General features: G+C 73.6%; 19 protein-coding genes. 10 read left to right on the forward strand and 9 right to left on the reverse strand.

All coding sequences use genetic code 11. The features are described from left to right. Positions 1-15: 15 nt before the first annotated feature. Positions 16-1,215: an RNA-guided endonuclease InsQ/TnpB family protein gene (locus SPRI_RS35665; protein ID WP_005321926.1), complete on the reverse strand. Its 1,200-nt coding sequence runs from the start codon at positions 1,213-1,215 to the stop codon at positions 16-18. Between the two features lie 155 nt (positions 1,216-1,370). Between SPRI_RS35665 and SPRI_RS35670 the strand changes: the two genes are divergently transcribed. The 6 genes from SPRI_RS35670 (at position 1,371) to SPRI_RS35695 (ending at position 6,516) form a co-directional block, all read left to right on the forward strand. After that, on the forward strand, positions 1,371-2,189 hold the full coding sequence (locus tag SPRI_RS35670) for a MaoC family dehydratase (RefSeq protein WP_238996193.1): 819 nt from the start codon (positions 1,371-1,373) through the stop codon (positions 2,187-2,189). Continuing rightward, entirely contained in the window at positions 2,186-3,520 is a 1,335-nt protein-coding gene (locus tag SPRI_RS35675; protein ID WP_053556615.1) for an AMP-binding protein, read from the forward strand. The genes SPRI_RS35670 and SPRI_RS35675 overlap by 4 nt, the downstream gene beginning before the upstream one ends. After that, positions 3,517-3,774, forward strand: a complete 258-nt coding sequence (locus SPRI_RS35680; RefSeq protein WP_005321933.1) for a phosphopantetheine-binding protein — start codon at positions 3,517-3,519, stop codon at positions 3,772-3,774. The genes SPRI_RS35675 and SPRI_RS35680 overlap by 4 nt, the downstream gene beginning before the upstream one ends. 2 nt (positions 3,775-3,776) lie before the next feature. Beyond that, positions 3,777-4,823, forward strand: coding sequence for an anthranilate phosphoribosyltransferase (locus tag SPRI_RS35685; RefSeq protein WP_037775639.1), 1,047 nt, complete (start codon positions 3,777-3,779; stop codon positions 4,821-4,823). 142 nt (positions 4,824-4,965) lie between these two features. Beyond that, on the forward strand, positions 4,966-5,340 hold the full coding sequence (locus tag SPRI_RS35690; protein WP_037775642.1) for an ectoine synthase: 375 nt from the start codon (positions 4,966-4,968) through the stop codon (positions 5,338-5,340). A 30-nt stretch (positions 5,341-5,370) separates the two neighbouring features. Next, the gene (locus SPRI_RS35695; RefSeq protein WP_005321939.1) at positions 5,371-6,516 is read left to right on the forward strand and encodes an acyl-CoA dehydrogenase family protein; all 1,146 of its coding nucleotides are present in this window, start codon (positions 5,371-5,373) and stop codon (positions 6,514-6,516) included. Between the two features lie 31 nt (positions 6,517-6,547). On the opposite strand, the gene SPRI_RS35700 is transcribed toward SPRI_RS35695, so the two are convergent. Continuing rightward, positions 6,548-7,960 carry an MGH1-like glycoside hydrolase domain-containing protein gene (locus SPRI_RS35700; protein ID WP_238996268.1) on the reverse strand — a complete coding sequence of 471 codons (1,413 nt, stop codon included), beginning with the start codon at positions 7,958-7,960 and terminating at the stop codon, positions 6,548-6,550. A 624-nt stretch (positions 7,961-8,584) separates the two neighbouring features. Here SPRI_RS35700 and SPRI_RS35705 point away from each other — a divergent pair. Together SPRI_RS35705 and SPRI_RS35710 are read left to right on the forward strand one after the other, a co-directional pair. After that, on the forward strand, positions 8,585-9,286 hold the full coding sequence (locus SPRI_RS35705) for a beta/alpha barrel domain-containing protein (protein ID WP_005321952.1): 702 nt from the start codon (positions 8,585-8,587) through the stop codon (positions 9,284-9,286). Beyond that, positions 9,270-10,334, forward strand: coding sequence for an alpha/beta hydrolase (locus SPRI_RS35710; protein ID WP_234020477.1), 1,065 nt, complete (start codon positions 9,270-9,272; stop codon positions 10,332-10,334). Before SPRI_RS35705 ends, SPRI_RS35710 begins: the two co-directional genes overlap by 17 nt. A 107-nt stretch (positions 10,335-10,441) precedes the next feature. Here SPRI_RS35710 and SPRI_RS35715 read toward each other — a convergent pair whose 3' ends face one another. The 3 genes from SPRI_RS35715 to SPRI_RS35725 form a co-directional block, all read right to left on the reverse strand. Next, entirely contained in the window at positions 10,442-11,080 is a 639-nt protein-coding gene (locus SPRI_RS35715; protein ID WP_037777431.1) for a DUF6875 domain-containing protein, read from the reverse strand. Beyond that, entirely contained in the window at positions 11,077-11,679 is a 603-nt protein-coding gene (locus SPRI_RS35720; protein WP_005321958.1) for a hypothetical protein, read from the reverse strand. Before SPRI_RS35720 ends, SPRI_RS35715 begins: the two co-directional genes overlap by 4 nt. 227 nt (positions 11,680-11,906) lie before the next feature. Then, entirely contained in the window at positions 11,907-13,286 is a 1,380-nt protein-coding gene (locus tag SPRI_RS35725; RefSeq protein ID WP_053556614.1) for a pyridoxal phosphate-dependent decarboxylase family protein, read from the reverse strand. A gap of 179 nt (positions 13,287-13,465) precedes the next feature. Between SPRI_RS35725 and SPRI_RS35730 the strand changes: the two genes are divergently transcribed. Next, positions 13,466-14,917 carry a multicopper oxidase family protein gene (locus tag SPRI_RS35730; RefSeq protein ID WP_005321960.1) on the forward strand — a complete coding sequence of 484 codons (1,452 nt, stop codon included), beginning with the start codon at positions 13,466-13,468 and terminating at the stop codon, positions 14,915-14,917. On the opposite strand, the gene SPRI_RS35735 is transcribed toward SPRI_RS35730, so the two are convergent. Further along, positions 14,910-16,391 (reverse strand): MFS transporter, encoded by a 1,482-nt coding sequence (locus tag SPRI_RS35735; RefSeq protein ID WP_005321961.1) that lies wholly within the window; start codon positions 16,389-16,391, stop codon positions 14,910-14,912. The genes SPRI_RS35730 and SPRI_RS35735 overlap by 8 nt on opposite strands. A gap of 279 nt (positions 16,392-16,670) precedes the next feature. On the opposite strand from SPRI_RS35735, the gene SPRI_RS35740 reads away from it, so the two are divergent. After that, a complete protein-coding gene (locus SPRI_RS35740; protein WP_005321962.1) occupies positions 16,671-17,321 on the forward strand; it encodes an anthrone oxygenase family protein in 651 nt (216 codons plus the stop codon). A 141-nt stretch (positions 17,322-17,462) separates the two neighbouring features. Here the strand turns inward: SPRI_RS35740 and SPRI_RS35745 are convergent, their stop codons facing one another. From SPRI_RS35745 to SPRI_RS35755, 3 genes are all read right to left on the reverse strand, one after another. Then, positions 17,463-18,107 carry a CatB-related O-acetyltransferase gene (locus SPRI_RS35745; protein ID WP_053557664.1) on the reverse strand — a complete coding sequence of 215 codons (645 nt, stop codon included), beginning with the start codon at positions 18,105-18,107 and terminating at the stop codon, positions 17,463-17,465. A gap of 298 nt (positions 18,108-18,405) precedes the next feature. Continuing rightward, complete coding sequence (locus SPRI_RS35750; RefSeq protein WP_050791660.1) at positions 18,406-19,134, reverse strand: transglutaminase-like domain-containing protein; 729 nt, start codon at positions 19,132-19,134, stop codon at positions 18,406-18,408. Then, complete coding sequence (locus tag SPRI_RS35755) at positions 19,125-20,192, reverse strand: ketoacyl-ACP synthase III family protein (RefSeq protein WP_005321965.1); 1,068 nt, start codon at positions 20,190-20,192, stop codon at positions 19,125-19,127. The genes SPRI_RS35750 and SPRI_RS35755 overlap by 10 nt, the downstream gene beginning before the upstream one ends. Positions 20,193-20,283 lie beyond the last annotated feature (91 nt).

The raw sequence follows: 20,283 nt of genomic DNA on the forward strand, positions 1-20,283 counted from the left end.
TGAAGGAGGGGATTCTCACGGCTCGCGCTGTGAGGGTTTCTGCTTCGTTGCCGACTGCCCCGTCCGGGAGGTCTCCCGTTGAGGTCTTACACCAGCTCCACAGACAGACACGGCCAGCCCGGCCGCCAGAAGATTCTTCGCGGCGTTCACGTCCCGGTCATGGGTCGTGCCGCAGGCACACGTCCAGGTGCGGACGCTCAGCGGCATCCTGCCCTGCAGGGCGCCGCAGTCGGAGCACAGCCTGGAGGAGGGGAACCAGCGGTCCACGGCCACCAGGTTTCGCCCGTACCAGGCACACTTGTACTCCAACATGGTGCGCAGCTCGGACCAGGCCGCATCGCTGATGGCACGGGCGAGGCTGCTGTTCTTGACCATGTTGCGCACGGTCAGGTCCTCGATCACGAGCGTTTGGTTTTCGCGCACGAGTCGAGTGGTCAGTTTGTGCAGGGCGTCACGGCGGCGGTCCGCAATTTGTGCATGAATCCGTGCCACTTTGCGCCGGGCCTTGGCCCGGTTGGTGCCGTTGCCCCTGGACCTGCGGGACAGTGCCCGCTGTGCCTTGGCGAGACGGGAACGGTCACGGCGTTCGTGCCGTGGGTTGGAGATCTTCTCACCGGTGGAGAGCGTCACCAGGTGATGGAGACCAGCGTCGATCCCGACTGCCGCATCCGCCGGCGGGAGCGGCTTGACGCTCGCGTCCTCGCACAGCATGGAAACGAACCAACGTCCAGCACTGTCGCGGGAGACCGTCACGGTGGACGGCCGAGCACCCTGGGGCAGGGGACGGGACCACAAGATGTCCAGCGGCTCGGACATCTTGGCCAGGTACAGCCGCCCGTCCCGGAACCGGAACGCGCTGGATGTGTACTCGGCACTGGCGCGGGACTTTCGCCTGGACTTGAAACGCGGGTACCTGGCCCGCTTGGCGAAGAAGTTGCTGAACGCCGCCTGCAGGTGCCGAAGGCACTGCTGGAGCGGGACGGAAGAGACGTGGTTGAGGTAGGCCAGATCCTCGGTCTTTTTCCACGCGGTCAGCATCGCCGACGTGGCGTTGTAGTTGACCCGCTGCTGCCGCGTCCACGCCTCAGTACGCGCAGCGAGCGCCATGTTGTAGACCTTCCGCACGCATCCGAACGTGCGCAACAGCTCGGCTGCCTGCGCATCGGTCGGGCTGAAGCGGTACTTGAACGCCCGCTTCACAGGGGTGGCCTTCACATCTCACAAATTAGCACTGCAACTTGTGGGCCCCTGCGCGCAGTTGGCCACAGGCAACGATCCGCTCCGGTGGTGAATCGTCCCTTCCTGCCCTGCTCTGCACGAGTCCGTTTCCCCGCCGCTCCGAAGGGCGGAGTGTCTATGGAGGTAACCAGATGACGACGACCCCCGCCCTCGCCCGCACCGCGCAACGCACCGCGAGCGCCGCCGAGATCGACGCCTACCGCACCGCCGTCCGCCCCGGCCTCCCGCCGGCGGCGAGCCGCGACGCCTCACCCGTGCACACCTTCGTCCTCGCCCACACCCTCGCCGACAAGGCCGTGCGCGCCCTCACCGCCGGGGAGGAGAGCACCTCCGTCGTCCACCTCGGCCAGGACATCCGCCTCGAGCGGCCCGTACGGCCCCGCGAACAGGTCACCGTCCAGCTCGACATCACCGGCGCCCGCCGCGAGGCCCGCGGCACCCGCATCGCCGTACGCAGCCGCCTCACCGGCGACGACGGCACCGCCTTCGCCGAACTCACCACCCACGCCCTGCTCCTCGGCGCCAGAGCCACCGAACCGTTCGGCGACATCCCCCCGGCCGCCGCCCCCGGCCCGGCCGGCCCGAACGGCGAACCGGCCACCGCCCGCCACACCCTCACCGAAGAAACGATCCGCGCCTACGCCCACGCCTCCGGCGACCTCAACCCCATCCACCTCGACGCGGAAGCCGCCCGCGCCGCCGGCTTCGACACCGTCATCGCCCACGGCATGAGCGTGGTCGCCCTCGCCCTGGAGGAGATCGCCGACCGCTACGCCGACGGCGACATCACCCGCATCCACGCCCTCGGCGGCCGCTTCTCCGCCCCCGTGGCACCCGGCGTCCCCCTCGACATCACCCTCCAGCCCGACGACACCCGCACCGTGGTGCGCTTCACCTGCCGCACCCCGGGCGGACCCGCCGTCAAAAGCGGCTGGGCCCACCTGCGATGAACACGCCCGCCGGCCTCGTCGCCGGCTTCCTCACCCAGGTGCGCCACCGCCCCGACGCCACCGCCCTGATCCACGGCGGCGAACCCACCACCTACCGCGCCCTGTACGAGGCGGCCGGCCGCGAACGCGAACGCCTCGCGGTCCTGGGCGCGGCGCCCCACGACACCGTCGGCGTCCTCGCCCGCACCTCACCCGCCGCGATCGCCCTCGTCCTGGCCGGCCTGCTGTCCCAGCGCCCCCTCCTGCTGCCCTCCCCGGCCCCCGCCGGACGGCTCGCGGACCTGGCCGCCCAGGCAGGCTGCGCCCGCGTCCTGGTCCCCGCCGGCGAACCACGCCCCGTCCGCCTGCCGCCGTCGGCGGCCGACGCCCTGCCCCGCCCCGCCGGCGAACGGCCCGCCCTGCTGTTCACCACATCCGGCACCACCGCACCGCCCAGGATCGTGCCGCTGGCACGCACGGCCGTGGACCGCTTCACCACCTGGGCCGCCGGCCGCTTCGGCATCGGCCCCGGCACCACCGTCCTCGGCACCGGCCACCTCGCCGCCGCGTCGAGCCTCCTCGACCTGTGGACCCCGCTCGCCGCCGGCGCCACCGTCGTCCTCGCCGAACCGGGCCGGGCCGCGGACGCCGCCGGCCTGCTGGAACTCCTCACCCGCCACGACATCCACCTCGTGGCCGCCCGCCCCACGCTCCACGCACCGCTCACCGACGCCGCCCGCGTCGCCGGCACCACCCTCAGCGGCGTCCGCCACGTCGTGTTCACCGGCCGCGCCCTGCCCGACCGCACCGTCGCCGCGCTGCCGCACCTGCTCCCCGGCGCACGCCTGCACAACCTCTACGGCTGCACCGAGACCAGCCCCAGCCTCGTCCACGAGATCGACACCAGCGCCACCGTCTTCCCGCCCGTCCCCGTCGGCCGGCCCCTGCCCGGCGTGCGGACCCTCCTCATCGGCGCCCCCAGCACACCCGTCCACGGCCCCGGCACCGGCGAACTGTACGTCTCCACCCCCTTCCAGTCGCCCGGCTACCTCGGCCGCGCCCCCCACCGCGACCCCTTCACCACCCACCCGCTGGGCGCCGACGACGGCCGCACCTGGTTCCGCACCGGCGACCTGGTCCGCCGCGACGCCGACGGCCTGCTCCACCTGACCGGTCGCGCCGGCGACACCCGGACCACCGTCCGCGGCAACCGGCACCGCACCGGCACGCCCGCCCCCGCCGTCCGGCGGCCCGCCGCCGCAGGGCGGCCCCCCGCCACCACCCGACGCGCCGGACGCGCCGCGCCCGGCCGACCGCACGAACCGATCCCAGTCCAAGGAAGGACGTCATGAGCCACAACGACACCATCAAGAAGTTCGTCATCGAGGAATTCCTGCCCGACCTTGGTGTCCACGAGCTTGCCGACGACCACGACCTGCTCTCCGACGGCGTCATCGACTCCCTCGGCGTGCTCAAGCTCATCGCCTGGGTCGAGGACCACTTCCAGCTCGCCGTCGGCGACGCCGACCTGGACCCCGACAACTTCCGCAGCGTGCGCGCCATCGACGCCTTCATCGAGGACGCCCGCCAGGGGGTGAACAGCTAGCCATGCATCCCGCGCTCACCGGCCTGCTCGCAGGCGCCCCGGTGACCGAGCGCGAGACCTGGAGATCACTGTGGGACCGGCTCGGTGACGGCACGCTCGAAAAGGAGCAGGCCGTCGCCCTGCTGGCCTCCCTGACCACCAGCCTCCCCGGCCACCAGACCCTTGACGCCCTGCTGGAGTCCCTGCGGGAGCGCAGAACCACGCCCCCGCCCGGCCCCTGGCCCGGCACCGTCAACATCGTCGGCACCGGCGGAGGACCCGCCACCTTCAACATCTCCACCGCCGCCGCCGTCACCGCCGCGGCCACCGGCGTACGGGTCGTCAAGACCGGCTCCCGCGCCTACACCTCCAGCCTCGGCTCCGTCGACCTGCTGGAACGGCTCGGGATCCGCCTGACCGCCTCCTACCGGCAGACCGAGCAGATGCTCGAACAGCACGGCATCGCCTTCGCCGGCCCGTTCGTCTACCCGGCCGAACTGACCCGCCTGGCCCGCACGGTGGCACCGCTCGGCATGAAACCGTTCGGCCGCTTCCTCAACGCGCTCGGCCCCTTCCTCGCCGACCTGCCGGTCACCGCCCAGGTCACCGGCGTCAGCGCCGCCATGCCGCTGCCCGTGCTGCGCGAACTCGCCCGCACGTTCACCGGCCGGCGGATCTGGCTGACCTCCAACGACCAGGGCGCCGACGAACTCCTCGGCTTCGCCGACAACACCGTCCACCTCGACGACGGCAGCGTCCGGCGGCTCCGGCCGGGCGAACTCACCGGCCCCGGCGGCACGTTCGACGCCCTGCGCCCCGTGCCGCCCGCCGACGCCGCGGACCACTTCCTCGCCGTCCTCGCCGGCACCGCCCACCCCGCCGCCACCGACACCGTGTGCCTCAACGCCGCGGCCCTCGTCCTCGCCGCCGGCCCTTCGGGCGACTGGCCGAGCGCACTCGCCGCCACCCGCGAGGCCGTCGCCTCGGGCGCCGCCCGCGCCCTGGCCGACCGGCTGCGCACCGCACCGCGCAGCCCCGTCCCGGCGGCGGGCACACCCGCCGCCCGATGAACCCGCCGCATCCGCGGCGCCCCCATGCCTCCCCGCCGGCCGCCGGCCGCGGGGCCGGGACACGAGCAGTGGCCGCCGGCCACCCCCGGGTCCTTCCCAGCGTGCGGCACCTCGCCGCACACGACCCAGATCGGAGTTGACCATGATCATTCGCGACATCGAGGACGTGAAGACCGTCGACTGGGGCAACGGAGTCAGCCGCCGATTCCTCCTCGCCTCCGACGGCGTCGGCTACTCGCTCACCGACACCGTCGTCCTGGCCGGCACCAAGTCCCGCCTCGAGTACCGCAACCACCTCGAGGCCTGCTACTGCATCGCCGGCTCCGGAGAGGTCATCGAGCTCGACGGCACCTCCCACCCCATCACCCCGGGCCGCATGTACGCGCTCGACCAGCACGACGCCCACTACCTGGTGGCCAGCCCCCACGAGGACCTGCGGCTCGTGTGCGTCTTCAGCCCGGCGCTCAACGGCGACGAGACCCACAGTCTCGACGAGCACGTCTCCTCCGCGTACTGATGACGCGAAAACCGTGAAGGCGGTCAACCAGTGATCCGATGGAACACCGAGCAGACCGAGTTCCGCGAAGGTCTGGCACGGTGGGGTGAGGCGCTCAGCGCCGACCACATAGAACTGGACGAGCAGGCCACGTTCTCCTGGGACAAGTGGAAACTGATCCAGAAGACCGGCATCCTCGCCCTGCCCTTCGAGGAGGAACACGGCGGCCTCGGCCAGTCCCTCCTCACCACCATGTACGTCCTCGAAGGACTCGGGGAACACTGCCAGGACGCCGGCCTGAACTTCTCGGTGACCACCACCCTGGCCAGCACCGGCATCCCCCTCACCCGGTTCGGCACGCCCGAACAGAAAGAGAGGTACCTGCCCCTGATCTCCTCGGGCGAGGCGATCGGCGCCCACGCCATCACCGAGTCCGAGGGCGGCTCGGACGCGATGGCGATGACCACCCGCGCCGAACGCGACGGCGACCACTTCGTGCTGAACGGCAGCAAGACGTTCGTCAGCAACGGTCCCGTCGCCGACGTGTTCGTCGTCTACGCCCGCACCCGCCCCGACGGCGGAGCGCTCGGTGTCAGCGCGTTCCTCGTGGACCGCGACACCCCCGGCCTCACCGTCGGAAAGCCGATCAAGAAAATGGGCCTGCGGACCTCGCCGTTGAGCGAGCTCTACTTCGACGACTGCCGGATCCCGAGGACCCGTGTCCTCGGCCGGGTCGGCGGCGGGTTCATCGTCCTCGACCACGTGATGAAACGGGAGGTCCTGTTCTCCTTCGTCGTCAACGCGGGCGAGATGCAGCACCGGCTGGACCGCTGCCTCGAGTACGCGAAGACCCGCCGTTCCTTCGGCAAACCCATCGGCTCCCACCAATCGATCGCCAACAAGATCGTCGATACCAAGATCGGCCTGGAGACAGCCCGCAAATGGCTGTACGACACCGCCCAGCGCCTCGACGACGGCGAGAACGTCACCATCGACCTGGCCATTGCCAAACTCCTCACCAGCCAGGCCAACGTGGCCAGTTCCCTGGCCGCCGTGCAGATCTTCGGCGGGCACGGATACATGTCCGAGTACGGGCTCGAGCAGGGCGTGCGCAACGCGGTCGGCGGCACGATCTACTCGGGCACCAACGAGATCCAGTACAACCGCATCGCCTCGATGCTCGGCCTGGGCACGTGACACCGTCCCCGCCCTCCGGGGCGGGGAACCGTCACCCGCCGGCCTTTGCCACCGCGGCCGCCGCACCGGCCGCGGTACCGGCCTGCGCCTCCGCGGCCCGGCCGGTGCGGGCCAGCAGATCGAGGACGACGGCGGCGGTCCAGCTGAAGCCGGTCGCCCCGCGCGCCTGCCCGGTGTGCGGATCGACGTACTCGGCGAAACCGGAACCACCGGCGGAGGCGAGCACCGCCTGCTCCAGGGCGTCGGCCAGGCCGGTCTCGCCGTGCTGCCGCAGCCCCCGCTCCAGGAGCCAGTTCACGTTGAACCAGGCCGGCCCGCGCCAGTAGCGGGACGCGTCGAAGGCCCGGCCGCGCAGGTCGTAGCTGGGCACCAGCCCACAGGCCGTACCGAGCCCGAAATGCGGCCCCGTCATGGTGCGCACCAACGCCTGCGCGACGGGCCCGGGAAGCGAGGGAAGCGCCAGCGGCAGCAGACCGGTGACGCTCCTGTCACGCACCAGGGTGCCGGTGCGCACGTCCCGGCACAGGAACAGCCCGGCCTCCTCGTCCCACAGCCGCTCCACCAGCGCGGCGGTCAGACGCCGCGCCCGGGACCGGTGCGGTGCGGCGTCCCGCCCCAGCTCGCCGGCGATGGCCGCCAGGGCGTTCTCCGACAGGGCGAGCAGCGCGTTGAACCCGGGGTCCTCGACGACGAACGCGTGCTCCGTGCCCGCGTCGCGGTAGCCGTGGTCCCGGTAGTGCGCGGCCAGCGCGACATAGCGGCCGTAGTCCAGATCGGTGGGCCGGTCCGCACGGTCGCCGTGCCCGAGGTCGGCCCGTCGGAAGGAGCCGGCCGGGGCCGGCTCCACACGGTCGAGGGGCTCGTCCCAGCAGGGGCTGTTGTCCATGCCGGGCTCCCACGGGTGGAGCACGGCAGCCAGCCCGTCGCCGCCGAAGTCGCGGCAGCGCCGCAGATAGTCGTGCCAGGCCACCAGCGCCGGCCAGGCGCGCTCCAGGAAGCCCCGGCGGCGCGAGAGGTCCGGATCGCTGCGGTGGACCAGCCAGGCGGCCAGCGCGTGCACGGGCGGCTGCACGATGCCGGACGTCTCGGTCGCGGCGGGGGCGCCCGCCGCCCGTCCCGCCGTGGAGGACCGCCAGAAGTCGGGGCTCGGGAAGTACGCCCCGAGCGGCACGGCCGGGTTGAAGACGATGTGCGGGACGCGTCCGTCGTCCCACTGGGCGGCCAGCAGCGTCTCCAGTTCGCGCTGGGCACGCTCGGGCGACAGATGACGCAGCCCGATGGCGATGAACGCCGAGTCCCAGCTCCACTGGTGCGGATACAGGGCGGGGGAGGGGACGGTCGAAGCTCCCGTCCAGTTGCCCAGCAGCACCTCGGCGGCCCGCCGGCGCAGCTCCTCGAGCCCGGCGGCCGGGGCGGTCTGCGACGGCCCGGTCTGCGGCGGGATCCCGGTCTGCGACGGCCCGGTCTGCGGAGGCTCGGTCTGCGACGGCCCGGTGACCTGCGGGGGGCCGGCCTGCGGCGGGACGAGAGCGCTGCGCGGCCTGGAAGCGTCGACGGGAAGCTCACCGGGCGGCCGGGGCGCCTTGGGAGCGGCCTGCCCGGGAACGAGCGGGCCGCGGACGCGTTCCACCAGGGAGCTCCAGATGCTCGGGACCGCACACAGCGGAGGACAGCGACAGGGTATGCGTCGCCCCCGCGGGAAATCACCACCCCCGCACAGTGACATTCCCGACATAAGCGCCCCGCGGGTGCACGGTCCGCCCCTCACGCCCCGGGCGGCCCGCCCGCGCGTCCGGCCGGGGCACCACGCGCCCCGCAACGCCGGCGCAACACCTCGGCCCCCCACCCCGCCCGCACCCCCCGCGCGCCGGGCGGACAGGCCCGCGGCCCCCTTGCACCCCGCTTGCCCCCGGCGCGCTTTGCTGCCCTGAAGGCGCCCGGCCGCTCCGGCGCACCGCCCGCGCCCTCCACCGGCACTGCGCCCCCGCTCATGTGCGCCGGTCCACCCTGCCTTCCGGGCGGCCGGGCCGGCGCACCGCACCGCACCTCTCGCACGCGAAGGAGCACCATGACGTCGTCCCGCTTCATCGAAGCCCTGCTCGGCGCCGAACGCCCCCTGGTCATGGAGGTCAAGCGGCGCGACGCGCACGGCATCGACCTCATGTCGGGCCGCACCCCCGCCGACATCGTCGCCGGCTACGAGGCCGCCGGCGCCCCCTGCATCTCCGTGGTCACCGGACGCTGGTTCGGCGGCACCCCCGACCTGCTGCGCGACGTCGCCCGGCTCACCGAACTCCCGCTGCTCCAGAAGGACTTCATCACCCGCCGCGACCAGCTCGAGACCGCCAGGGCCCTCGGCGCGTCCGCCGTGCTGCTCACCGCCGCCCTGCTGCCCGCCTCCAGCATGCGCTCCCTGGTCACCGCGGCCCTGCGCACCGGCCTCACCCCGTTCGTCGAGATCACCGGCGAGGCCGAGCTCGAACACGTCCCGCACGCCGACGAGTGCGTGATCGCCGTCAACAACAAGGACATCAAGACCCGCGAACAGGACAGTGGCGACATCGGCCGCAGCCTGGCCCTGCTGCCCGCCCTGACCGCCGCCGGCACCCCCTGCCCGGTCAGCGCCAGCGCGATCGACACCCCCGAGACCGCCGCCCGCCTGCTGCGGGCCGGCTACCGGGGCCTGCTCATCGCCACCGCCCTGCTGCGCACCGAGGACCTGCACGCCTGGCCCACCGTCAGCGGCACCCGCCATGCCCCGGCCGCCTGAACCGCCCCCCGCCGCGCCCGCGCCGCCCCGGGCGGCAGCCACCCCCGTACCCGCGCCGTCCCGGGTCCCGGCGACGCCCGCGCCCGCCCCGCTACGGCCGGCCACTCCCGTACCCGCCGCCCGGCCGGGGCCGGAGGCCCCCGCGGACCGGACCGCCGCGGATCAGGGCGTCGCGGACGGGACCGCCGCGGACCAGGGCGTGCGGATCGAGGAGATCACCCTCGACGCCGGCGCCCTTCAGCTGTCCGCCCTGTACGCGAGACCCCACCCGGCCGCCGGGGAGCCACGGGCCGTCGTCGTCGCCGTCCACGGGCTCGGCATGCACGCCCGCTACTTCCACTCGCCCGCCCACCCCGACCTGTCGCTGCTCACCCTCGCCGCGCGTCTCGGCCACCCGGTCCTCGCCGTCGACCGCCCCGGCCACGGCCGCCTCGGCCACCGCCACCCGGACGGCCAGCCGCTCGCCGAGCAGTCCGCCACCCTGCACCGGGCCCTCGCCGCGTTCGCCCGCGAACACCCCACCGGCGCCGGTTTCTTCCTCCTCGCCCACTCCTACGGCGGAAAGCTCGCCCTGCACGCCGCGGCCGACGACACCGCCGGCACCCTGATCGGCCTCGACATCTCCGGCCTCGGCCACCACTACGCCCCCGCCGCCCGTGGCTTCCCCGCCACCCTCGGCGGCGGCGCCTGGGGCCTCAACTGGGGCCCCATGCACCTCTATCCGCCCGGCACCTTCCAGGGCGCCCGCGCCCTGATGGCCCGTACCCCGCGCCACGAGGAACACGACCCCGGCCCGCCCTGGCCGCTGCGCTACCGGCAGCTCGCCCCCCGCGTGCGGGTCCCCGTACGCCTCACCTTCGCCGAGCACGAACAGTGGTGGCACACCGACGACGCCGCCCTCACCGCGATGGCCGCCCGCCTCAGCGCCTCGCCCCGGGTCCGCGTCGACCGCCAGGACGCGGCCGGCCACAACATCAGCCTCGGCTGGGCCGCCCGCCCCTACCATCTGCGGGCCCTCGCCTTCCTCGAGGAGTGCCTGCGCCCCTGACCGGGCCGTCGGGGCATGCCCGCCCGTGCCTGACCGCCTCGCCCGCGCACGACGCTGCCCCGGCCCCCCTGTCACAGGGGGCCGGGGCAGCAGCGTGTGCCGACCGGTCAGGACACCACCCGGTTCACCAGCTCGTCCCGCATCCGCGCCGGTATGCCCGGCGCGAACTGCCGCAGATAGTGCGACAGATGCAGGTCCGTGTTCACCAGGAACGGCAGGTCGAACACCAGCAGCCGGCGCACCGCCAGCAGCGGCACCGGCGAACGCAACGGCCGGAAGTCCTCGTTCCACAGGCCCGGTTCCGCGCACACCGGATGGAACTGGCCGATCATCAGCCCCTCGGCGACGAACTCGTCCTTCGCCGCCCGCTGGAGCGCGTCCAGCGGCGCCGAGTCCGTGCGGTCCAGACGCGGCAGGACCATCAGCAGCGTGAGCAGCTCCCGCTCCTCCGTGTCCAGGTCCACCGCCAGCTTCTCGTACCAGACCCGCAGATGCGCCACCGCGTCCGCGAGCCCGGCCCGGTCCGTCCCCGCCGCCGGCACGGCCAGCAGGAACAGGTCACGGCGCAGCGACGGCTGCGTGTACGGGCACACGGGGCCGCTGCGGCCCAGCGCCGGATGCCCGCTCACCAGGAACTCGCGACTCCACTCCAGCACCTCCCGCAGCGGCCCGGCATGCTCCGGAGGCACCATGTCCTGCTCCACCTCGGAGGGGGAGTAGATCCTCAGCGTCTCGTCGCCCCTCATCGCGGGTCCCTCCACAGCGGCTCCAGCGACGGCCCGCCGTCCGGCAGGGTGAGCGCCGGCCCGGCCGGGGTGAAGCCGTGCCGCAGACACGCCGCCCGCCCGCCGGGAGAACTCGCCTCCGCGTACACACCCACGCCCCGCGCGTCCGCCCACGACGTCACCTCACCCACCAGCGACGACAGCACACCGGCGCCGCGCGCCCGGGGGGACACCGCGCCGAACGCCAGGTAGTAGTGCGGCCGGCCCACCGGATGGTGCTCCGCCTGCAGCGCGCTGATCACCGACAGCCGGGCCGCGTCCTCGCCCAGCACCTCGGCGAACTGCCGCCCGTAGGCGTCATGGTGCCGCTCCACCTCCTCCCAGCCGCCCGGCGGCAGGAAGGTCATCACCGCGTCCCGCCCGGCGGTGGTGCGCACCGCGTCGAACGCGAACGACATGGAAAGGAACACCCGGAAGAAGCCGGGCAGCACCGCGGCGCGGCGCCCGTCGTCGGGAACGATCCACCGGGTGAGGGGATCATCGAAGAAGGCATCGGCCAGCAGCGCGGCCAGCACATCGGAATCGGCCCGCGACGCGGGCCTCCCGACACGTGCCGGCACCACCGGAACTGTTGACGAGGACAAGGGACCCATCCCTCCAAAGAGAACGGCGCCGGCCGTCCGCGCCCCGCACGCCCCGCACCGCGGGCCCGGCCGGGCTCACGGGCCCGGCCGCCCGCCCGCCGCGCCGCCGGCGCAGGGCACGGCGAAGCCGTGCCCGCACCCGCGCATCACGGAGGGCGGCACCAGATCCCCGCTCGCCGGCGGACCGGCCCGCGGCCAGGGGCCTACTGTCTCCCGGCGGCCAGGGCGGCCAGCTGCTCCACCCTGGCGTGGAGCCGGTCGAGACGGAGCTCGGCCTCCGGCTTTATCAGGACACTGCGCATCACCCGCGCCGCACCGGCGTCCCGCACAACCCGCGGATGACGCCGGGCGAACGCGTCGGCGTCCGCGCGCAGCACACTCAGGAACACCGGATCGTCGGCCGCGTACATGCCCTCGTGCAGCAGCCGCTCACAGGCCGCGTCGACCGACAGCAGCGAGAACGGCCGCACCGCGGGCACGTACGTGACGATGTCGAGATCCGGACGCTGGTACAGCTCCAGCACGTCGGAGCCGGCCAGCAGGTCCGCCCAGCGGAGCGCCGCCCGGCGGCCGGCGGCGAGTATCTCGCCGAAGCCCTCCCGGTTCAGCGGCAGCAGCTGCAGCGTCAGCCACAGACCGGCCGCCGCCGCGCCCGCGCGCGAGCACTCCAGGCTGATCTCGCCCAGATGCAGCTCCGCCTGCGTGAAGTAGGTGTAGGGGGAGTCGTGCGCGAAATGCCGGCCGGCCCCCGGGTCGTTGAACAGCACCGCCCCGCAGCCGTAGGGCTGCAGGCCGTGCTTGTGCGGGTCGACCACCACCGAGTCGCACCCGGCCACCGCCGCCCACGGCCGCGGGTCCAGGCCCACCGGGTCCACGGAACGGCCCAGCAGCGCGAAGAAGCCGCCGTACGCCGCGTCCACATGCACCCGCGCCCCGTGGCGGCGCGCCATCGGCAGCACCTCGTGCACCTCGTCGACCGCGCCCAGCCCCGTCGTCCCCAGCGTCACCACCACGGTCCCGACACGGCCCGTCGCCAGCAGCCGCTCCAGCGCCTCGAGGTCGATCCGGCCCCGCGCGTCGACGGGCACCCGGTGGCCCTCCATGCCCAGCACATGGCACATCCGCTCATGCGTGTAATGACACTCGGAGCTGTAGGCGACACCCCGGCCCGGATGGGACTCGCGCGCCACGTACAGCGCCTCCAGGTTCGCCATCGTGCCGCTGGTCGTCAGATGACCCAGCGGATCCTTGAGACCGAACATCGCACCGAGCGAGGCGACGCACTCGCGTTCCATCTCGGTGGTCGCCGGACCGCCCTCCGCGGCATGGTTGTTGGGGTTGAACAGCATCGCCGTCACATAGCCGACGACGGCCGCCGGATGCGGCGCCTTGACCATCTGCCCCGCGTACGACGGGTGGAAGAACGGATAGTTGTCGTCCAGCCGCTTGGCGAACCGCTCGAAGACCGGCGCGAACGCCGCGTCGTCGATCCGGTGGCTGGGGTGGGGCGTGAACGGGCCGAACCGCTCCCCGAACCGCTCGAAGACGTCCACCGCACGCGGAAGCCAGTACCGAAGATCCACGACAACGTCCTCCCAGGGCGGCACGACCGACGCCCCAGGTATACGGACAGCGGCGCAACGCCCCCGCAACGCGGGGCCCCGGGCCGGCTGCCGGGACGGGCGCGGCCGTACCCGAGTGCCGTGCGAGCCGCCCGTGCTGCACTCAGCCCGCCCAGCCCCTGCCCTCGAGGGAGAACACCATGGTCACCAGACGCCGCGTGCTCGGAGCAACGCTCGCCACCACCGGAGCCTCACTGTTCACCGCCGCCGCTCTCACCCCGCTGTTCCAGGCCCGCAGCGCCCAGGCCGGCACCCGCCCCGCGAGCGCCCCGCTGTTCACCACCGCGCTGCCCGTGCCGCCCGTCCTCACCCCGCTGTCCACCGCCGGCGGCAAGGACACCTACGCGCTCACCCTGCGCCGCGCCCGCACCGAGATACTCCCCGGCATCAGCACCGAGGTCCTCACCTACAACGGCCACTTCCCGGGCCCCACCATCAAGGCCAGATCCGGCCGCCCGGTCGTCGTCCACCACCGCAACGCCCTGGAGGACCACGCCTCCGTCCACCTGCACGGCGCCTCCGTCGCGCCCACCGACGACGGCGCCCCCATGGACACCTTCGCCCCCGGCACGAGCCGCACCTACACCTACCCCAACCGGCAGCCGCACGCCCCGCTCTGGTACCACGACCACGCCCACCACCACGAGTCCGAGCACGTCTACCGCGGCCTGTCCGGCTCCTACCTGCTCACCGACGACACCGAACAGGCCCTGCCGCTGCCCGCCGGCTCCTACGACATCCCCATCGCCCTGCGCGACGCCCGGCTCGACGAACGCGGCCGCCTCGTCTACGAGATGGACGACGCCCTCGGCCGCACCACCCTCCTCGCCAACGGCAAGCCCTACCCCTACCTCCAGGTCGCCGCCCGCAAGTACCGCTTCCGGCTGCTGAACTCCTCCAACCTGCGCTTCTTCCACCTGCGCCTCGCCGACGGCGGCCCCATCACCCAGATCGGCTCCGACGGCGGCCTGCTGCCCGCCCCCGCCACCCTCGACTCGCTGTGGCTCTCACCCGCCGAACGGGCCGACATCGTCATCGACTTCTCCCGCTACCCCGTCGGCACCCGGCTCGTCCTCGAGAACACCCTCGGGCCCGGCAGCCCCGAACAGGTCGGCCAGGTCCTGCGGTTCGACATCGTGCGCACCGCACCCGACCCCAGCAGCGTCCCGGCCGTCCTGCGCACCCTGCCGCCGCTGCCCACCGCGACAGTCGAACGCTCCTTCGAGCTGCGCATGACCGACGAGAGCGGCGCCCCGGGCGCCCAGGGCCTCGTCAACGGCCGCGTCTTCGACCACGACCGCATCGACACCCGCATCCGCCACGGCGCGAGCGAGATCTGGACCGTCACCAACCCGAACACCCTCGTCCCGCACAACTTCCACCTGCACCTGGTGCAGTTCAGGGTCCTCGCCCGCAACGGGCAGGCACCGGACCCCTCGGAGTCCGGCCTCAAGGACACCGTGCGGCTGCTGCCCGGCGAAACCGTCCGGCTCCAGGCCACCTTCGACACCTACCGCGGCACGTACGTCTACCACTGCCACCTGCTCGACCACTCCGCGATGGGCATGATGGCCCAGATGCGCATCAGCTGACGACGGCCGCCGGCCGCCTCCGCAACCCGGCGGCGGCCACCAGCGCCACAGCCGCGAACCCGGCGCCCGCGACGAACCCGGCCGCCGCCCCGCCGCCGTGCGACGCCACCGCCACCAGCGTCGCGAGCCCCACCGAACCCCCCACGCTCTGCACCGCGTTCAGCACCCCGGAGGCCGCCCCCGCCCTGTCCGGCGCCGGCGACGACGTCGCCAGCACCGTCAGCGGCAGCACCGCGCACGCCATCCCCGCCCCCAGCAGCACCAGCGCCGGCAGCACCACCGGGTAGGGGCCCGTCACGGACAGCGCCAGCCACCCGTTCCCGCACATCAGCAGCCCCGCGCCCACCGCCAGCATCCGCCGCGCCCCCAGCCGCCGCAGCAGCCGCTCACCACCGGCCGCGGCGAGCGCCGTCGTCACCGGCAGCGGCAGCAGCGCACACGCCGCCACCAGCGCCGACCAGCCCCGACCCGCCTGGAAGAACTGGTTGAGGAAGAAGTACGTGCCGATCACCGCGCCCGGCACCGCGAGCGTCGCCCCGTACGCCAGCAGCCGGTCCCGGTCGGCGAACAGCGCAGGCGCCACCAGCGGCTGCCGGGCCCGGCGTTCGACCACCGCGAACAGCACCAGCACCGCGATCCCCGCCGGCACACCGCCCGCCACACTCAGGTCGCTCCACGGCCGCTCGGCCGCCCGCGCCAGCCCGAACACCAGCGCGGCCGCGCCCAGCGCCGACAGCAGCGCCCCCGCCGCGTCGAGGCGGCCGGGCACCCGCCGCGTCTCGACGAGCACGAACGGCGCCGCCACCACGATCGCCACCCCCACCGGAACGTCCAGGTACACCACCCACCGCCAGGAGCCGAGCGAGGTCAGCGCACCGGCCAGCAGCAGCCCGCCGGCCGTGCTGAGCGCCCCGGCCGCCGTGCACACCGCGATCGCCCGCGTCCGCGCGGGACCCGGGGGGAACATGCTCAGCAGCAGCGCCAGCCCGCTGGGCGCGGCCAGCGCCGCACCCACGCCCTGCACCGCCCGCACCGCGATCAGCATCTCGCCCGACGAGGCCGCCCCGCGCAGCGCCGCGGCGGCCGTGAACAGCGCGACCCCCGCCATGAACACCCGCCGCCGGCCCAGCAGATCACCCAGCCGCCCGCCGAGCAGCAGCAGCCCGCCGAACGCCAGCAGATAGGCGGTCACCACCCACGAGGCGCCGACCTCCGACAGACCCAGGTCGGCCCGCATGCCCGGCAGCGCGATGTTCACGATCGGATCGTCGAGCTGGATCATCGCGTTGCAGCCGGCGATCACCGCGAGCGCGCCGGCGGCCCGCCGCGTCTTTCCCACCCGTACTCCCGCACCGGACCCGGACACCGCCGTGTGCCCGGACCCGGACACTGCCGTGCGCCCGGACGCGGACGGCGTCGGCCGGGGACCCGCCGGGGCGGCCGGCACCGGCTGGTCGGAGAGCTGCGCGGTCATGGTCGGCCTCCTCGAGATGCTTCCCGGCGCGGACAGCGCCCCGGGCACGCTCTCAGGGACCGCTCGAGAAACCGTCGACACCCGCTCGCCCCGGCAACCCGCCGTACGCGGTGCGACCTGCCCCCGGCCCGCGAGCCGGCCGGCGCCGCCTCGAGCCCCCGTCCAGATCCGCTCGGACCGCCCTGGCCGACGGCCGGGCCCGCGCCTAGGCTCCCGACGCCCGTGTGCGCGTCGCCCGACACCTGCCGCGAGCCTCGCAATCGACCGAGTGAGGACCCCATGGCTGCCAACCCGTACCACCCGTACGGCCCCGCGAACCCCTACGCGCCCGCGCCGCCGCCCCCGCGCCCGGCCCGCCGCCCGAGCAGGACGACCGGACCGCTGCTGGTGACCTCGACCGTCACCATGGGCCTGATGGCCGGACTGTTCTTCACCTTCGACGTGTCGATCATGCCGGGCCTCGCCCGGACCGACGACCGCTTCTACGTCGAGGCGATGCAGAACTTCAACGAACTCATCGACAACAGCGGCCTGTTCGCGCTGGTGTTCATCGGCGCATTCGTCGCCACGACCACCGCCGCCGTCCTCGACTTCCGCCGCGGCCACCGGTCACCGGCCCTGTGGGCGACGGTCGCCGCGACCCTCTACCTGGTGGCGCTGCTCATCACGTTCTCCGTCAACATCCCCCTGAACATGGAACTCGCGCAGCTCGGCGACCCGGCGAAGGTCACCGACTTCGCCCTGGTCGACAAGTTCAAGGGCATCTGGGAGACCACCAACATCATGCGGACCCTGCTGTGCGCGGCCGCGCTGGGCTGCCTGGCCCACTGCCTGAAGCTCCACGGCCGCGCCACCGCCACCGCCCCGGCCCCCGCCGCCCCGCAGGCACCGCCGCCGCACTTCCCGCCGTACGCCCCGCGCACCGGCTGACCCCGCCCGCCGCGCCGGCCGCCGGGGGGCGGCCGGCTGCCTCTGCCACCTGAGCGGTGGCGACTTCGCCGCACTCGGAGGCATGCCCGTCTTCATCGACTGGCGTAGAGCCTGCTTTTGACGACCTCCGCAGGACCCGGCTCAGGCCCGTGGCGCGGCCTTCTCGAGGTCGTCGACGGTTCCGGCCATGACCGTGCGAACGTGCTCCGTGAGGTGCTCCGCGGGCCAGTCCCACCAGGCGAGCCGGAGCAGACGGGCGACATCGGCGTCGTTGTAGCGGGTGCGGACGACCTTGGCCGGGTTGCCGCCGACGATCGCGTAGTCGGGGACGTCGTCCACGACGACGGCGCCGGAGGCGATGATCGCGCCGTGCCCGATGCGTACGCCGGGCATGACCATGGTGTGGTAGCCGAACCAGACGTCGTTGCCGACGACGGTGTCGCCCCTGCCCGGCAGGCCGGTGATCAGGTCGAAGTGCTCGGCCCAGGACGCGCCCATGATGGGGAAGGGGAACGTGGAGGGGCCGTCCATGCGGTGGTTGGCGCCGTTCATGATGAACCGCACCCCCGTGCCCAGCGCGCAGAACTTCCCGATGACCAGCTTCTCCGGCCCGTAGTGGTAGAGCACGTTGCGGGTCTCGAACGCGGTCGGATCGTCCGGGTCGTCGTAGTAGGAGTACTCCCCGACCTCGATCAGCGGCGAGGTCACCAGCGGCTTGAGCAGCACCACGCGCGGCTGGTCGGGAAACGGGTGAAGCGCCATCGGGTCCGGAGGAAGCTGATTCATCGGCATCGCTTTCGGTACGGCAGCAGCTGGTGAAGATCCCATTCTGCTCGTGGCGCCTCACAGACCCGGCCCCCGGGGGCCGACGGGCCTCCTGGGACCCGGCCCGGCCCCGGGCCGGCGCTTTTACGCCCGCGCACCGCGAGCACGGCGAGGCACAGCAGCACCGGCTCCGTCAGGCGGGACAGCATCTCCGTGTAGGTGCCGGTGGTAACCGCTGTCGCCGTCCCGTCCGCGAGGGCCGCACCGGCCGCACCCCGCCCCGCGCGGTCGGCCGCAACCCGCCCCGCTCCTCCCCGCGTTACGCTCCCGTCGACCCGCCGCCCGGACCCTGCGCAGGGTCCGCGAGCTGCCGGTACTCGTCCAGCCCCGGGTAGCGTTGCGGGATCTGCGTGGTGAGGAACCGCGCCGGCACGTCGTGGAAGCTGCCGTGCCGGGCGGCGTAGGAGAAGAACGCCGCGCCCCGCCGGTCCCGGTCGGGCAGCAGCGCGTCGCTGCGGCCGTCGAAGCCGGTCGGTTCCACTCCCAGCCGTTCGCACAGCGCACGGTGGAACATCGGGGTCACCTTCACCCAGCGGCCCTCCAGCCACAGTTCGCTGTAGCCGTGCCAGGCGAACACGTCGGTGCCGGTCGCCGCCCGCATCCGCCGCCCGGTGTGATGGTGGTTGACCACGTCGGCGAACGCCACACGGGCCGGGATCCCCGACGCCCGCGCCAGCGCCGTCAGCAGCGACGCCTTGCTCACGCAGAAGCCGTGCCCCTCGGCCAGCACGCTGCTGGCCCGGTAGGTCTCCTCGTCCCGCAGATACGCGCCCATGGAGATCGGCCGGCCCGGCGGGATGCTGCAGTAGCCGATCCGGTCGCGCACCTGCTCGTACAGGGCGCGCGCCTTGTCGACGCCGTGCGCGCCGGGCGCGATGCGGGCCGCGGTCTCCCGTACGGCGGGGTGGGCGCTGTCGACGTAGCGGCCGGGTTCCAGACAGCGGCGCACGTCCTCGGGCATCCGCAGCACGGCCGGCGTCAGCGACATTCCCCGGCCTCCGGTACGGCGGGTACGTCGGGCGTGGCGGTGAACTCCAGCACGGCGACCGTGCAGTTGTAGCCGCCGCCCAGCCCGGCGACCAGTACCCGGTCGCCGGCCTCGACCGCGCCGGAGACGATCAGGTCGTCGAGGGCGGCCAGCTGGTCCGTGCAGCCCACGTGTCCCACCCGGCGGGCGAACGGCCAGGTGGAGCGGTCGATGTCGATGCCCAGCGGGTCGAGGCACTGCTCGTACAGGGCCTCGCGGCCCAGCGCCGGCCCGGCCACCCACCGCACGTCGCCGGCGGTGATCCCGGCCTCCGCCATGGCCTTGGCACCGGCCCGCCGCATCAGGTCGGCCATGCGCTGCTTGGCCTCGTCGAGCCCGCCGGCGAGGGTGTCGGAGAACTCCATCACCCGGTCGAAGAAGCCGATCGGATAGCCGGCCCGCGGGTCGGCCGAGAACGGCATCGCGCCGCGCTGCATGCCCTCCAGGCCGGTGTCGGCGACGGACACGGTGGACACGACCCGGGCGAAACCCTCACCGCGGGTCACCACGGCGGCGCTCGCCCCGTCACCGAAGACGAACACCGGCGGCGCGGCACGCCACCGGTCCCAGGCGCCGTCGCCGAACCGGTCAGCGGCGGTGATCATCGCCGCCCCGCCGGCCGGGCCGGCCGCCAGCTGGGTGCACGCCAACTCCAGTGCGGCGACAGCCGAGTTGGACAGCTGGTGGATCTCCAGCGAGACACCGTGCCCGTCCAGGACGTGGTGCTGGAGATAGGAGGCGGCGTTCCAGCCGGGCAGCCCGTTGTGGGTGGCGACCGCGTGCAGCAGCAGCCCGAACCGTTCGGCCCCGATCCCGGACCGGCCGAGCGCGGCCCGCGCCGCCCGCATGGCCATCGCGGGCTGCGAGTCGGCGTCGTCGTCGCACACGGCGACCCGCTGCTGCCCGGTCGCACGCTGGTACTCACGGCTGTAGCGGCCGTCGGCGACGGCCTCGTCGACCGGCACCGTCTTGGGGTGCCAGGCACCGGTGGCGGCGAGATGGATGTCGTCGTGGCGCATGGGACGGTCCTTTCGTGACGGCACAGGAACGGGCACGGGGAGGGGGACGGAAAAAGCGGGGGCGGGGCGGAACAAGGCGGGCGGGGACGGG

It is taken from the genome of Streptomyces pristinaespiralis (genome assembly GCF_001278075.1).
In the GTDB taxonomy this organism is placed as follows: domain Bacteria; phylum Actinomycetota; class Actinomycetes; order Streptomycetales; family Streptomycetaceae; genus Streptomyces; species Streptomyces pristinaespiralis.